The organism is Serratia ficaria, assembly GCF_900187015.1.
GTDB classification, from domain to species: Bacteria; Pseudomonadota; Gammaproteobacteria; order Enterobacterales; family Enterobacteriaceae; genus Serratia; species Serratia ficaria.
On record NZ_LT906479.1, the window covers coordinates 3,119,543 to 3,132,058 of the forward strand.

Annotated in this window: 14 protein-coding genes; 5 read left to right on the forward strand and 9 right to left on the reverse strand. The window is 57.8% G+C overall.

What is annotated here, in order from left to right; all coding sequences use genetic code 11:
* Positions 1-35: 35 nt before the first annotated feature.
* From tcyN to CKW09_RS14775, 7 genes are all read right to left on the reverse strand, one after another.
* The gene (gene tcyN, locus CKW09_RS14745) at positions 36-788 is read right to left on the reverse strand and encodes an L-cystine ABC transporter ATP-binding protein TcyN (protein WP_095097978.1); all 753 of its coding nucleotides are present in this window, start codon (positions 786-788) and stop codon (positions 36-38) included.
* A 3-nt stretch (positions 789-791) separates the two neighbouring features.
* Positions 792-1,454, reverse strand: coding sequence for a cystine ABC transporter permease (gene tcyL / locus CKW09_RS14750; RefSeq protein ID WP_061794668.1), 663 nt, complete (start codon positions 1,452-1,454; stop codon positions 792-794).
* Entirely contained in the window at positions 1,454-2,254 is an 801-nt protein-coding gene (gene tcyJ, locus CKW09_RS14755) for a cystine ABC transporter substrate-binding protein (RefSeq protein ID WP_061794669.1), read from the reverse strand. Before tcyJ ends, tcyL begins: the two co-directional genes overlap by 1 nt.
* A gap of 115 nt (positions 2,255-2,369) precedes the next feature.
* Positions 2,370-3,362 (reverse strand): D-cysteine desulfhydrase, encoded by a 993-nt coding sequence (locus tag CKW09_RS14760; RefSeq protein WP_061794770.1) that lies wholly within the window; start codon positions 3,360-3,362, stop codon positions 2,370-2,372.
* 127 nt (positions 3,363-3,489) lie between these two features.
* A complete protein-coding gene (gene fliZ / locus CKW09_RS14765; protein WP_061794670.1) occupies positions 3,490-3,999 on the reverse strand; it encodes a flagella biosynthesis regulatory protein FliZ in 510 nt (169 codons plus the stop codon).
* 59 nt (positions 4,000-4,058) lie between these two features.
* Entirely contained in the window at positions 4,059-4,781 is a 723-nt protein-coding gene (locus CKW09_RS14770; protein ID WP_061794671.1) for an RNA polymerase sigma factor FliA, read from the reverse strand.
* Between the two features lie 182 nt (positions 4,782-4,963).
* On the reverse strand, positions 4,964-6,019 hold the full coding sequence (locus CKW09_RS14775) for a flagellin FliC (RefSeq protein ID WP_061794672.1): 1,056 nt from the start codon (positions 6,017-6,019) through the stop codon (positions 4,964-4,966).
* 280 nt (positions 6,020-6,299) lie between these two features.
* On the opposite strand from CKW09_RS14775, the gene fliD reads away from it, so the two are divergent.
* The 5 genes from fliD (at position 6,300) to yjjJ (ending at position 11,401) form a co-directional block, all read left to right on the forward strand.
* On the forward strand, positions 6,300-7,697 hold the full coding sequence (gene fliD / locus CKW09_RS14785; protein WP_095097981.1) for a flagellar filament capping protein FliD: 1,398 nt from the start codon (positions 6,300-6,302) through the stop codon (positions 7,695-7,697).
* A 27-nt stretch (positions 7,698-7,724) separates the two neighbouring features.
* Complete coding sequence (fliS, locus tag CKW09_RS14790; RefSeq protein ID WP_061794674.1) at positions 7,725-8,135, forward strand: flagellar export chaperone FliS; 411 nt, start codon at positions 7,725-7,727, stop codon at positions 8,133-8,135.
* Positions 8,135-8,503, forward strand: a complete 369-nt coding sequence (fliT, locus tag CKW09_RS14795; protein WP_095097984.1) for a flagella biosynthesis regulatory protein FliT — start codon at positions 8,135-8,137, stop codon at positions 8,501-8,503. The genes fliS and fliT overlap by 1 nt, the downstream gene beginning before the upstream one ends.
* A 171-nt stretch (positions 8,504-8,674) precedes the next feature.
* The gene (locus tag CKW09_RS14800; RefSeq protein ID WP_061794676.1) at positions 8,675-9,523 is read left to right on the forward strand and encodes a helix-turn-helix transcriptional regulator; all 849 of its coding nucleotides are present in this window, start codon (positions 8,675-8,677) and stop codon (positions 9,521-9,523) included.
* Between the two features lie 573 nt (positions 9,524-10,096).
* Positions 10,097-11,401 (forward strand): type II toxin-antitoxin system HipA family toxin YjjJ, encoded by a 1,305-nt coding sequence (gene yjjJ, locus CKW09_RS14805; RefSeq protein WP_095097987.1) that lies wholly within the window; start codon positions 10,097-10,099, stop codon positions 11,399-11,401.
* A 181-nt stretch (positions 11,402-11,582) separates the two neighbouring features.
* Here the strand turns inward: yjjJ and CKW09_RS14810 are convergent, their stop codons facing one another.
* Together CKW09_RS14810 and fliE are read right to left on the reverse strand one after the other, a co-directional pair.
* Positions 11,583-11,858, reverse strand: coding sequence for a hypothetical protein (locus CKW09_RS14810; protein WP_095097990.1), 276 nt, complete (start codon positions 11,856-11,858; stop codon positions 11,583-11,585).
* A 292-nt stretch (positions 11,859-12,150) separates the two neighbouring features.
* A complete protein-coding gene (gene fliE, locus CKW09_RS14815) occupies positions 12,151-12,465 on the reverse strand; it encodes a flagellar hook-basal body complex protein FliE (RefSeq protein WP_095097993.1) in 315 nt (104 codons plus the stop codon).
* Positions 12,466-12,516: the final 51 nt, after the last annotated feature.

Sequence of the window (12,516 nt, forward strand, 5' to 3'; positions counted from 1 at the left end):
CGGGCCGAACATATTCGTCTTCGGCCCGTACGGACTTACTGATTCAAGAACTTGTCGAGGAACTGCTTGGTGCGCTGATGTTGCGGATTGGCGAACAGCGCTTTGGCCGGCCCCTGCTCCACGATGCGGCCGTGATCCATAAAGATGGCGCGGTCGGCCACGTCGCGGGCGAAGCTCATCTCGTGCGTGACGATCACCATGGTGCGCTTCTCTTCCGCCAGCGAACGGATAGTGTTGAGCACTTCCCCCACCAGCTCGGGATCGAGCGCCGAGGTCGGCTCATCGAACAGGATCACTTCAGGCTGCATCGCCAGCGCGCGGGCGATCGCCACCCGCTGCTGCTGGCCGCCGGAAAGACGCCGCGGGTAAGCCTGCTCCTTGCCGTTCAGCCCAACCTTGGCCAGCAGGGCGCGAGCGCGCTGCTCGGCGCTGGCCTTGGCCTCGCCCTTGACGAACACCGGCCCCTCGATGATGTTCTCCAGCACCGAACGGTGCGGGAACAGGTTGAAATTCTGGAACACGAAACCCACCTGCTGACGCAGCGCGCGCACCAGTTTCTTCTGCTTGCTGAGGGGTTTGGAGCCGTCGATCAGGATATCACCGACGCGAATGGTGCCGGAATCCGGCTCCTCCAGCAGATTGATGCAACGCAGCAAGGTGGTCTTGCCCGAGCCGCTCGGCCCGATAATCGCCACCACCTCGCCGGCGGCCACCTCCAGATCGATCCCATGCAGCACCGTCTGACCCTTGAACTGCTTGGTCAACTGTTTAACTTCGATGGCACTCATGCGTTACTCCTGATCCTGGCGGTTGACGTGGTTTTCCAGGCGGTTTTGCAACGCGGAAAGCAGGGTCGCCATCACCCAGTAAATCAGCGATGCCGCCAGATACATGGTGAACACCTCCAGCGTGCGCGAGGTGATCAGCTGCGCCTGGCGGAACAGTTCCGGCACCTGAATGGTGGCCGCCAGCGAGGTGTCTTTCACCAGGCCGATAAAGCTGTTGCCCAACGGCGGCAAGGCGGTGCGCGCAGCCTGCGGCAGGATCACCCGGCGCAGCGTTTGCCAGCGGGTCATGCCGATGCTGGCGGCGGCTTCCCACTGCCCTTTTTCGATCGAGGAGATCGCCGCGCGCAGCGTTTCGGAGGTGTAGGCGGCGGTGTTGAGCGACAGGCCAATCAGCGCCGCCGGGAAAGGATCAAATTCGATGCCGAACTGCGGCAGGCCGTAGTAAATCATAAACAGCTGCGCTATCAGCGGCGTGCCGCGGAACAGCGAGACGTAGAGGCGCGACAGCCACGACAGCGGCCATAACGGCGAAAGGCGCATCAGCGCCAGCAGAAAACCGAGCAGCAGACCCAGCGCCATGCCGCCCAGGCTGAGCTGCAGCGTGAGTATCGCGCCCTTCAATAAAAATGGCGCTGAATCCAGCGCCAGTTGAATACTTTCGTGCATTATTTAGTTACGTCCGCGCCAAACCATTTCTCGGAAATCTTCGCCAACGTGCCGTCTTTTTGCATTTCGGCGATCGCCTGATCGATGGCGGCCAGCAGCTCAGGATTGTTTTTGCGCAGCGCCACGCCGGATTCCTGGCGCGAGAACGCCGGGCCGGCTACCGCCAGCGTATCGCCGGTCTTCTTCACCAGATCCAGCGCCGCCAGACGGTCGACCAGAATGGCGTTGATGCGGCCTACGCGCAGATCCTGGTACTTGGTCGGGTCATCGTCATAGGTGCGCACGTCCACGCCCTGCACGTTTTCACGCAGCCACTGCTCGTAGTTGGTGCCCAGACCGACGCCGACCTTCTTGCCCTTCAGATCCTCCGGCTTGGTGATGGAGCCCTCGTTGCCCTTCTTCACCAGCGCCTGGATGCCGGAAACGGTATAAGGGGTGGAGAAATCATATTTTTTCTGGCGCTCAGGGGAGATGGTCACCTGATTGATCACCACGTCGATGCGTTTTGACTCCAGCGAAGCCAGCATGCCGTCCCATTTGGTCGGGTTCAGCTTGGCCTTCACGCCAAGGTGCTGCGCCAGCGCGTTGGCGAAATCCACTTCGAAGCCGGTCAGCTTGCCGTCTTCCCCCTGGAAGCTGAACGGCGGATAGGTGCCTTCCAGACCGACAATCAGACTGCCGCGCTGTTTCACCTGCTGCAGCAGGTTGTCGGCGGCGCAGGTTTGCGCGCTTAAACCGGCGGTCAGCGCCACGGCCATCACGCCCATCAGCATCTGGCGACGAACTTTGGAAAAGATCATAAACACCCCTGTATGTTGTTTATCTTTTTTGATATCAGCACTTTAACAGTGCAGTTGCCCGCATAAAGGAATATAACCTTATAAATATAGTCCAGAATGGAATAACAAAGCGCGATCATACCTGCGGATGATAGGCGAACAGCGCCGGCGCGCCGCCGGTATGAATAAACAGGATCGGGCCCTCATCGCGGAAGCGCCGCTGGGCGATGCCGTCGATCAGGCCGGCCATCGCTTTACCGGTATAGACCGGATCCAGCAACACTCCTTCCTGTTGCGCCAGCAGCTGCACCGCCGCCGTGCCCTCTTCGTTCGGCATGCCGTACTGCGGCGCAAAATAATCGTCCCACAGCGCGATCGGCGCCAGCGGTTCGATGTTCAGCGAGCAGGCCAGCGCCTGCTGGATCTGTTCGACCTTCGGCAACTGGTCGATGGCCTTGCGCGAAACGGTCACGCCGATCAGTTCGCTCTCCGGCAACAGCTGCTGCAGGCCAACCGCCAGGCCGGCATGGGTGCCGGCGCTGCCGGACGCCACCAGCACCGAACTGAAATCGACATTGCTGCGGCGACTCTGTTCGGCAATTTCCAGCGCGCATTGCACATAGCCCAACGCACCGAGCGCATTGGAGCCGCCCACCGGCACCACGTAAGGCCGGAAGCCCTGCGCCTCCAGCCGGGTCGCCAGTTCGGCCAGCTGCTGTTGGGGATCGTGCAGCGCTTCGCACATCACCACTTCGGCATTGAACAGACCCAGCAGCAGGCGGTTGCCGTTGGTCAGGTAGTTTTCCGCCCGGGTGTCGATCGGGTTTTCGAGCAGCGCAACGCAGTGCAGACCGAGCTTGGCCGCCACCGCCGCCGTCTGGCGCACGTGGTTGGACTGGATGGCGCCGGCGGTCACCAGCGTGTCGGCCCCCTGACGCAGCGCATCGGCGGCAAGAAATTCGAGCTTTCTCAGCTTGTTGCCGCCCATCGCCATCGGCGTGACGTCGTCACGTTTGATGTAAATTTCACGGCCGAGGTAATCGGAAAGGCGAGACAGTTTTTCGAGCGGCGTGGCAGAGCCAACAAAATCCAGGCGCGGGAATTGCGCCAATCGCTGTTGCAGGTTCACTACTTCCCCCAGGGAATCAAATATCGACATCTGGCGGATAGATTTAGCAGATGTGAACCGAATAATCATCCTTTATCGCTGGGCGGGAAGCCGGCGCCTCCCCGGCCGACGCGCCGGGGAGCGGGGATCAATAGCTGCGCTGCCAGGCCAGATACTGATCGTATTTACGCAGCGCGATGCGGTAGTTGTTATGCGCCGCGGACGGCAGATCGTCGATGATGCGCTGATGGCTGGCGCTGCTGGCGAACTTGTCGGCCGGATAGTTGCGCGCCACCAGCATTTCGTCCAGCCGGCGCAGGCGCACCACGTATTCGCGGATGGTGCTGTGGCTCATTTCGGTTTGCTCAAACAGATACTGTTTGAAAGCCATGATGTCGAAATAGCTCGGGTGACTGTTGCAGGAAATTTCGCTGCAGAAGCGGCACAGCGCAGTCAGCTCCTGCTGCACGTTCAGCCAGACGTGGTCGTCGATCGGCTGATCCATGCGCGCGATGGCGTCTTTGTTGATGATCTTGCCGCGAAAAACCAACGCCATGCGGTCCAGCAGCTTGCCGCACTGGGAGCAATGCGTCTGGCTGTGTTTGTAGTCTTTCAAATAACGGCTCAGCGGCCGTTTTTTCAACAGTATTCCTGGCATAAGGGCTATCCGATAGTCGCAATGGTGTTCAGGTTGAAGGGAAAGCGGTTGATCCGCCGTCAGGACGCATTCGCCAACCGCGCCCGCAGGCGTTTGATCGCCTGGCTGTGCAGCTGGCTGACGCGGGACTCGCCCACGTCCAGCACGGCGCCGATCTCCTTCAGGTTCAACTCTTCCTGGTAATACAGCGTCAGCACCATTTTCTCGCGTTCCGGCAATGCCTCGATGGCGTCGATCACCCGTTGGCGCAGGCTGCCCTCCAGCAGATGGTGCAGCGGGTTGGCTTCCTCATGCCCTTCCAGCAGGGGCTCCGCGCTTTCGCCGTGCTCTTCGCGCCACTCGTCATAGGAGAAAAGCTGGCTGTTATTGGTGTCCAACAGAATTTGACGGTATTCGTCCAGTGAGATATCCAGCGCCTGCGCCACTTCCACTTCGCTGGCCGGGCGGCCATGGCGCTGTTCCAGCTGCCGCATCGCCTGCGCCACTTCACGCGCGTGGCGCCGCACGCTGCGCGGCACCCAGTCGCGGCTGCGCAGCTCGTCGAGCATCGCGCCGCGGATGCGCTGCACCGCGTAGGTGGTAAAGGCGGTTCCCTGCAGGGCGTCGTAACGCTCGACGGCGTTCAACAGCCCGATTCCTCCGGCCTGCAGCAGATCGTCGAGCTCCACGCTGGCGGGCAGCCTGACCTGCAGGCGCAACGCCTCGTGGCGCACCAACGGCACGTAGCGCAGCCAAAGAGAATTTTTGTCCATCACGCCTTCGGCGGTATACAGAAAGCTCACTATGTCTAAAACCTGCGGATAAGAGAGTCAGCGCTATTATCCGTAGGGGGCAAAATGCCAATCGGCTGAACAGTCGCACAAAACGGGCCTTATTTGCGCCATGTACTGGCCGCTGGCTGCGCGAGCATAAAAAAACCCCGCCGGAGCGGGGTTCTTTCGCGACAGTTAATCGGGAGAGGCGATTAACGCAGCAGGGACAGTACGTTCTGCGTAGACTGGTTAGCCTGTGCCAGAACGGAGGTGCCAGCCTGTTGCAGGATGTTGGCGCGGCTCATGTTGGACACTTCGGTCGCGTAGTCGGCATCCTGAATACGCGACTGGGACGCGGACAGGTTGTTAACGGTGCTGTTCAGGTTGTTGATGACAGAATCGAAACGGTTCTGTACCGCACCCAGAGAAGAACGCAGACCGTCAACCTGAGACAGCGCTTTGTCCAGGGTGTCCAGCGGGTTTTTCACGTCGGTCACTGCCGCGCCTTCGGTCACTTTACCATCGGCCGCAACGGTAGCGACTGCGTAAGATTTGGTGCCGTCGGCGGCAACGGTTTGCACGTAGAAACCATCTTTACCGTCTTTATCTTTACCGGCCACGACAGTCTTACCGGCTGCCAGAGCGGAGCCCGCTTTGTCGTAAGCGACATCGGCGCCGCCGGCAGTGACTTTCAGCGTACCGCCGTTGGCGACTTCGGCGCCGATTTTGGTGCCTTTTTCAGTGACGTCGAAGGTATCCAGACCCAGCTGTTTGGCGTCGATCTTTTTCAGATCGATGTCGATGGTTTCACCGTCGTTGGCGCCAACCTGAATGGTCAGTTTCTGATCGCTGCTCAGCACTTTCACGCCGTTGAAATCGGTCTGCTCGGAGATGCGGTTGATTTCGGACATGCGCTGGGTGATTTCGTCCTGGATGGACTTCAGGTCGCTGGAAGAGTTGGAGCCGTTCTGCGCCTGCACGGTCAGACGACGGATGTTCTGCAGGTTGTCGTTGACTTCGTTCAACGCGCCTTCGGTGGTCTGCGCCAGGGAGATACCGTCGTTGGCGTTACGGGAAGCCTGAGTCAGGCCCTTGATGTTAGCGGTGAAACGGTTGGAGATCGCCTGACCCGCCGCGTCGTCCTTGGCGCTGTTGATACGCAGGCCGGAAGACAGACGCTCAATCGCAGTGCCCAGAGAAGACTGAGATTTGTTCAGGTTGTTCTGCGCCATCAGCGACAGGCTGTTGGTGTTAATTACTTGTGCCATTGTATGCTTTCCTTACGAATCAGTTGCGATATTCGCATCACGGTTAAAAGGTTCGGGCTTATTTGCCCACGGCGTCAACCACCGTCCCCTCAGGTATCGGCCCTCCCCCTGCAACCTTTAGAAATTTTTCATTTTTTTTTGCGCTTTCGGCAATGGCGTAAATAGCGCGGTTTTTCCCTCCTCTATTGCGCCATCGGCTTTTTATTTTTTCGGTAAACTTTTTCTCCGCTGGGCCGATAACGCGTAAAGCGAATAAAGTCATTACCAAGGAGAATTACGAATGGCATCGATCAGTTCATTAGGCATCGGCTCAGGACTTGACCTCAACGGCTTGCTGGACAAGCTGACCAAGGCGGAACAACAGCGCCTGACCCCTTACACCACCAAACAATCGAGCTACAACGCCCAACTGACCGCCTACGGCACGCTGAAAGGCTCGCTGGAAAAGTTCGATAACCTGAGCAAAGAGCTGGCGAAGGAAGATTTCTTCAAGGGCACCACCGCCAGCGAACACGACGCCTTTAAAATCAGCACCGACGCCAAGGCGGTGCCGGGCAACTATGTGGTGGAAGTCACCCAGCTGGCGCAGGCGCAAACCCTGACCACCCAGGAGAAAATCAGCGATCAGACCACCAGGCTCGGCGCCGAGGGCGCGGCCGACCGTTCGATCAGCATCACCGCCGGCAACCCGCCGAAAGAGACCAAGATCCCGCTCAGCGACGATCAGACCTCGCTGGTGGAAATGCGCGACGCCATCAACGGCGCCAAGGCCGGCGTCACCGCCAGCATCATGCGGGTGGGCGATAACCAATATCAGCTGGCGATCGGCTCCTCCACCACCGGCGAAAGCAACCAGGTCGCCATCCAGGTCAATAACGACGCCCAGTTGGGCGGCATTCTCAATTACGACGCCACGCGCAGCACCAGCCCGATGAAGGAAACGGTGAAGGCGCAGGATGCGCAGCTGGTGGTGAACGGCACCGCCATCAAGCGCAGCACCAACTCGATCAGCGATGCGCTGCAGGGCGTGACCCTGGATCTGAAAACCAAAACCAAAGACGGCGAGCCGCAGAACCTGGTGATCAGCACCAATACCGCCGGCACCACCGACAAGATTAAGGAGTGGGTCGACAGCTATAACTCGCTGCTGGACACCTTCAACTCACTGACCAAGTTCACCCCGGTCAAAACCGGTGAGGCGCAGAATGCCAGCAACGGCCCCCTGCTGGGCGACAACACGCTGCGCGGCGTTCAGTCGTCGATTAAAAGCGCCCTCAGCGCCGCCCAGGACAACCCGGAGCTGAAAGGCCTGGGCAACCTCGGCATCTCGACCGACACCAAGACCGGCAAGCTGGAAATCGACAGCACCAAGCTGAAAAAAGCGCTGGATGAAAAGCCGGATCAGGTCACCAATTTCTTCGTCGGCAACGGCAAAGACACCGGCATGGCCACCGAGATCCACAACGAAATCCAAAGCTATATCAAGTCCGGCGGCATCATCGAGAACTCGACCAAGAGCATCAACACCAACCTCGATCGCCTGAACAACCAGATAACCACGGTCACCGCCAGCATTCAAAACACCATAGATCGCTATAAGCTGCAGTTCGTTCAGCTGGATACCATGATGTCCAAATTGAACGGCACCAGTAATTACTTAAACCAACAGTTCAAATAATTCTTTTTAACCAGGTAAAAAAACAGCATGTATAACCGTAGCGGCACTCAGGCCTATGCGCAGGTCAGTCTGGAAAGCGGCGTGATGAGCGCCAGCCCGCACCAGTTAATCGTGATGCTGTTCGACGGGGCGCTCAGCGCCCTGCTTCGCGCACGCATCCTGATGAACCAGGGCGACATCGCCGGCAAGGGGCTGGCCCTGTCCAAGGCCATCAACATCATCGACAACGGTCTGAAAAGCGGCCTGGATCACCAGCAGGGCGGCGAAATGGCCGACAACCTGGCGGCGCTGTACGACTACATGAAACGCCGGCTGATGCAGGCCAACCTGCATAACGACGATGCGGCGATCGCCGAAGTGGTCAAGCTGCTGGAAAATATTGCTGACGCCTGGCGCCAGATTGGCCCCCACTATCAACCCTCTCAGGACGCCGTGTAATGGAACGTCAACAGCAACTGTTAGCCGCATATCAACAAATTTACACCCTCAGCAGCCAGATGATCGCGCTGGCGCAAACCGGCCGCTGGGAAGAGCTGGTCGAACAGGAGCTCACCTACGTGACGGCGGTGGAAAAAACCGCCGCCTTTACCGGCCTGGTCGGCCCGTCCATCGCGCTGCAGGAGATGCTGCGCAACAAACTGCAGCAGATCCTGGATAACGAAACCGAGCTGAAGCGCCTGCTGCAGCTGCGCATGGACGAGTTGAAAGAGCTGATTGGCCAGTCGACGCGCCAGAACGTGGTCAACAATACCTACGGGCAATTTCACGACCGCGCCCTGCTGTTGGGAGAGCCGCAGGTACGATGAGATCGCAACGGATAAATATCACCCCGACACGGACGTTTTCTGTTCAGCAGGAAATTGATTTTTGATAGATAAAACACGTCGTTGTGTTTCACAACGCATGGAAAAATGTTGCTCCAGCGCTCAGCAAAGCGTAAAGATATTCTTCAGATAATGGCTGCGAAATGAATATCGATGGAACGTACAATTAATCTCTGTCCTGGAATTGGCGCATCGGCGCACATCATTCAGCATACTGAATTATTATTCCCCTCAGTTTATTTTGAGCAACCGCATCTGTATCTGATACGGCAAGGGCAAAAACGCGTGCGCTGGCGGCAGCGCGAAGTGGTGGCTCAGGCCGGCGAGCTGTTGATCATCGACGGCGGCCAAACCGTGGATGTGATTAATGGCCCCTCGGAGGAAGGCGTATTCAGCTGCCAGCTGCTGACCTGCGATCCGCTGCTGCTCAGCGCCCAACCGCCCTGCGGAGAAACGCCGCCGACAACGCCGTTCGATGCGGTGCTGGCGCTGCGCAACCTGCCCTGCGCCCTGATGCACAGCTTCGAGACCGCCAGCCTGGCGCTGGCGCTGAGACAGCGCTTTCCGGCCATTATAGTGCGCCACAAAATGTTGGAAATTCTGCTGTGGTTGACGCAGTTCGGCGTGCGCTTCATTCATAACGAAGCCCGGGATCTCACCCAGCGGGTGCGTCGCTGCCTGGCGACCGACCCACACAGCATTTGGACCGCGGCCAAGGTGGCCGAAAGCCTGTCGATGAGCGAAGTGGTGCTGCGCCGCAAACTGTCGATGGAGAACACCGCGTTGCGCAATCTGATGATCGACGTGCGCATGAGCAGCGCGCTGGCGTTATTGCAGTCCACCGACTGGCCGATTTCCGCCATCGCTCAGCACGTCGGCTATGAAAGCGCCTCGCGTTTTGCCGAGCGTTTTCGCAAACGCTTTGGCTTTGCCCCCACCGCCATCCGCGGCCACCAGCGGATCATGGAGCCCGGCGCGATGCAACCTCAGGGGATCATTTAATCGGCGAGCATGAACGCAGGAGACGCGGACGGACGCTTGCCGGCGGCACCATAAAACATCGAGGCCACCGGAGGGTGGCCTGGGGTGTTTCAATCTGGTTGTATTAAAACGCTTATTAGTACGACTAAAACCATCAGCATTAAAATGCTGAACAGTCGCCATCTGGTTTCGCTTTTACCGCTCATTACCCCGCCCAAAAATTATGACCTTATTCGCAGGCTTATAATAATTCGCCCGAGCCTGGGCCAATATGAATGACAGCGCGCTTTTTATCGCTCTGCTCCATTGATTGAAAATTCACTTGGCCCCAAACGGCTGAGGGACCCCCACTAAATCAGGGCTAATAAATTAACACCCTATTTCGATAAGCTTTAGCCAGGTGGGTAAGAGCAGCATCCAGCGTTGTTCGTTTTAAAGTCCGCATCCTGGCGGCGTCACCTCGCCGTGAGGACGGAAACTGTTTACCAGAGCCTGGTCACTCCTGTTGGGGCTGCTCCCTCAGGGGGTGACTAGCGGCAAATCAATTGATAGAATATGCTTTCAATTATCTATTCACAATAGCGATTCACCACTATGCCAGCTCGCTCTGACACGATACGCCAAATGCTCAGTCAAGGGCCGATGAAATCTCGTCAACTAATTGATATGATGGGAGTTAGCCAACCGACAATGTCCCGTGCATTGAGAAATATTGGCGATGACATTGTTCGAATCGGAGCTGGCCCATCTATTCAATACGCTCTACGCGATACCTACCGCGGATTCAGATCTGCGCCCATTTACCGTATTACCGATGAAGGGCGCATTAGGCCTCTTGGCGAGCTTATTCCGGTTCGTCCCGAGGGATTCGTCATGGTGCCAGCCGACAACGTAAGTCTCCATAGCGACGGGCTGCCGTGGTGGCTGTTTGACATGCGACCACAAGGGTATCTCGGGCGAGCCTACGCATCAACGTATGCGGCTGATCTTGGCCTGTCGGCGGACCCAGAGCAATGGACAGACTCGGATGTGGTTAAGGCGTTGCTTACTCATGGTCATGATGCTATCGGCAACCTACTGGTAGGAGAACAAGCACGGGACCGTTTCCTCGAGATGCCGGAGCCTCGTCCAGTTGAGCGAGCCACAGCGTATCCCGCGCTGGCATTAGCGGCTGCTGCCGGTGATGTACCCGGGTCATCTGCAGGCGGTGAACAGCCGAAATTTTGCACCTATACAGAACGCGGTCATGTCCTGGTGAAATTCTCGGCCCCAGACGATAACCCGGTTAGCGAACGCTGGCGTGACCTTCTGCTGGCCGAACACTTAGCGTTGAGAGTGCTTGGTGTGGAAACACAGGTACTAGATTTTGGCAGTCAGCGCTTCCTCGAGATCCCCCGATTCGACCGCGTTGGCCAACTGGGTCGTATCGGCGTCTTCTCTCTGCGGGCACTTGATGCAGAGTTTGTCGGCAATGCCAGAGCCCCCTGGCCCGTTTTGGTTGATAGCCTCGTTGCGGGAGGACATGTCCATCCTGATGCCGCAGCTGGCACCGCCCGGCTTTGGGCATTTGGGACGCTAATCGGCAATACCGACATGCACCACGGGAACTTGTCGTTCATCAGCAGCCATGGTCGCCCGTATCACCTTGCACCGGCCTACGACATTCTGCCTATGGGATTCGCCCCCAGAGCGGGCGGTGCAATAGTGAACGAGCTTCGGCCGGCGTCACTATCGGAAGTCATTAGCGGGGATGTCTGGCAGGAAACGTTGGGCCTGGCCGAGAACTTCTTTGTTATGGCCAGTGATTGCGGGCGTTTCTCCGCCCATTTCGGTCCATGCCTTGAGGCATTACGCCGTCACCTTGACGAGGCCAGAACGCGTATCGCCCGTCTAGGGTAAAAAGCGAGTTCAAATTTGCCGATCCACTCATTTTTCAACTCAATAGGGTCCAAAGCGTGCGGGTATATATGCCCGAAAAATACCAGAATCGGGCGACAGATCAGCACAACGGCATCTGAGCCAATCCCAGTACGGGTCAGTCCTTGAAAGTAGCTAGCCAACGTTTTTTGGCGAGATGCGCTTATTTGCGGCCGTGGGTCTTCCCGGCGACCAAAAGGTGTTTATGCGTTTGGCAAAAACATTCGTTGTGCCAGCCATAATGCGGGTCTGCGCAGATCGAGAATGTCACCGAGGACGGAACCCGGCCGCGATATTTTCGCTCGTTAAGGTCCTTGCTCAGCGAAATGAACAGGCTGTCGGCCGAAGGCCAGCCTTCGCTGACCTCAAGCACGCTATTGCCCCGATTTATTTCCGTCTTCAGCACTCCCTGAAGACAAGCGCATAGCCTGTCGATCATGGCTTAACCTCCAAGGCGACAATAGGATTTATCACGTTGTTACTCGGCCATTGAAGAGTAAACTTCCTCAGGATGCCTCAACGCTGGCGACGGCGGCAACCTAATCTGCAAGGTTAAAAATGAAAAAATTGCTGGTCGTGGCGCTGATTGTCGCCGCGTTGTTATATGTGTTCAAAACAGATATTCAAGTTTTCTATCTCAAGCAGATTGAATTTCAGAGCGCCAGATAGCAAAAAGCCTCCGATGGGCTTTTTGCTGCGAGAGACGGGTGCAGATGATGATGGAAATCCCATCACACCGGCATATTCATGATTTCCTGGTACGCCGCCACCAGCCTGTTGCGCACCTGCACCCCCAGCTGCAGCGATACCGACGACTTTTGCAGATCGACCATCACATCGTTGAGGCTGATGCCCGGCGCGCCCAGCTCGAAGTCCTGCGCCTGTTTGCGCGCCGCCTGTTGGGTGTCGCTGATTTTGCCGATGGCCGCCTTCAGTTCGCTGGCGAAACTGACGCCCTGCGTCGTCGGGCCCGGCCCCATCTGCCCGGCCTGAATCGCCGTCGCCTGCAGCTGCTGCAGCACCCCTTCAATCCCCTGAATTGCCATTTTGATCTCTGCCTTACTCCGTTGACGGGCGCTATGGCGTCCGACATTTCT

Bases quoted from the DNA above. Each gene is read 5' to 3' on its own strand.
- fliZ (WP_061794670.1), bottom strand. From the start codon at position 3,999: ATGCCAGGAATACTGTTGAAAAAACGGCCGCTGAGCCGTTATTTGAAA.
- fliE (WP_095097993.1), bottom strand. From the start codon at position 12,465: ATGGCAATTCAGGGGATTGAAGGGGTGCTGCAGCAGCTGCAGGCGACG.
- yjjJ (WP_095097987.1), top strand. From the start codon at position 10,097: ATGCCAGCTCGCTCTGACACGATACGCCAAATGCTCAGTCAAGGGCCG.
- CKW09_RS14775 (WP_061794672.1), bottom strand. From the start codon at position 6,019: ATGGCACAAGTAATTAACACCAACAGCCTGTCGCTGATGGCGCAGAAC.
- fliT (WP_095097984.1), top strand. From the start codon at position 8,135: ATGGAACGTCAACAGCAACTGTTAGCCGCATATCAACAAATTTACACC.
- tcyJ (WP_061794669.1), bottom strand. From the start codon at position 2,254: ATGATCTTTTCCAAAGTTCGTCGCCAGATGCTGATGGGCGTGATGGCC.
- fliS (WP_061794674.1), top strand. From the start codon at position 7,725: ATGTATAACCGTAGCGGCACTCAGGCCTATGCGCAGGTCAGTCTGGAA.
- tcyL (WP_061794668.1), bottom strand. From the start codon at position 1,454: ATGCACGAAAGTATTCAACTGGCGCTGGATTCAGCGCCATTTTTATTG.
- fliD (WP_095097981.1), top strand. From the start codon at position 6,300: ATGGCATCGATCAGTTCATTAGGCATCGGCTCAGGACTTGACCTCAAC.
- tcyN (WP_095097978.1), bottom strand. From the start codon at position 788: ATGAGTGCCATCGAAGTTAAACAGTTGACCAAGCAGTTCAAGGGTCAG.
- CKW09_RS14810 (WP_095097990.1), bottom strand. From the start codon at position 11,858: ATGATCGACAGGCTATGCGCTTGTCTTCAGGGAGTGCTGAAGACGGAA.
- CKW09_RS14800 (WP_061794676.1), top strand. From the start codon at position 8,675: ATGGAACGTACAATTAATCTCTGTCCTGGAATTGGCGCATCGGCGCAC.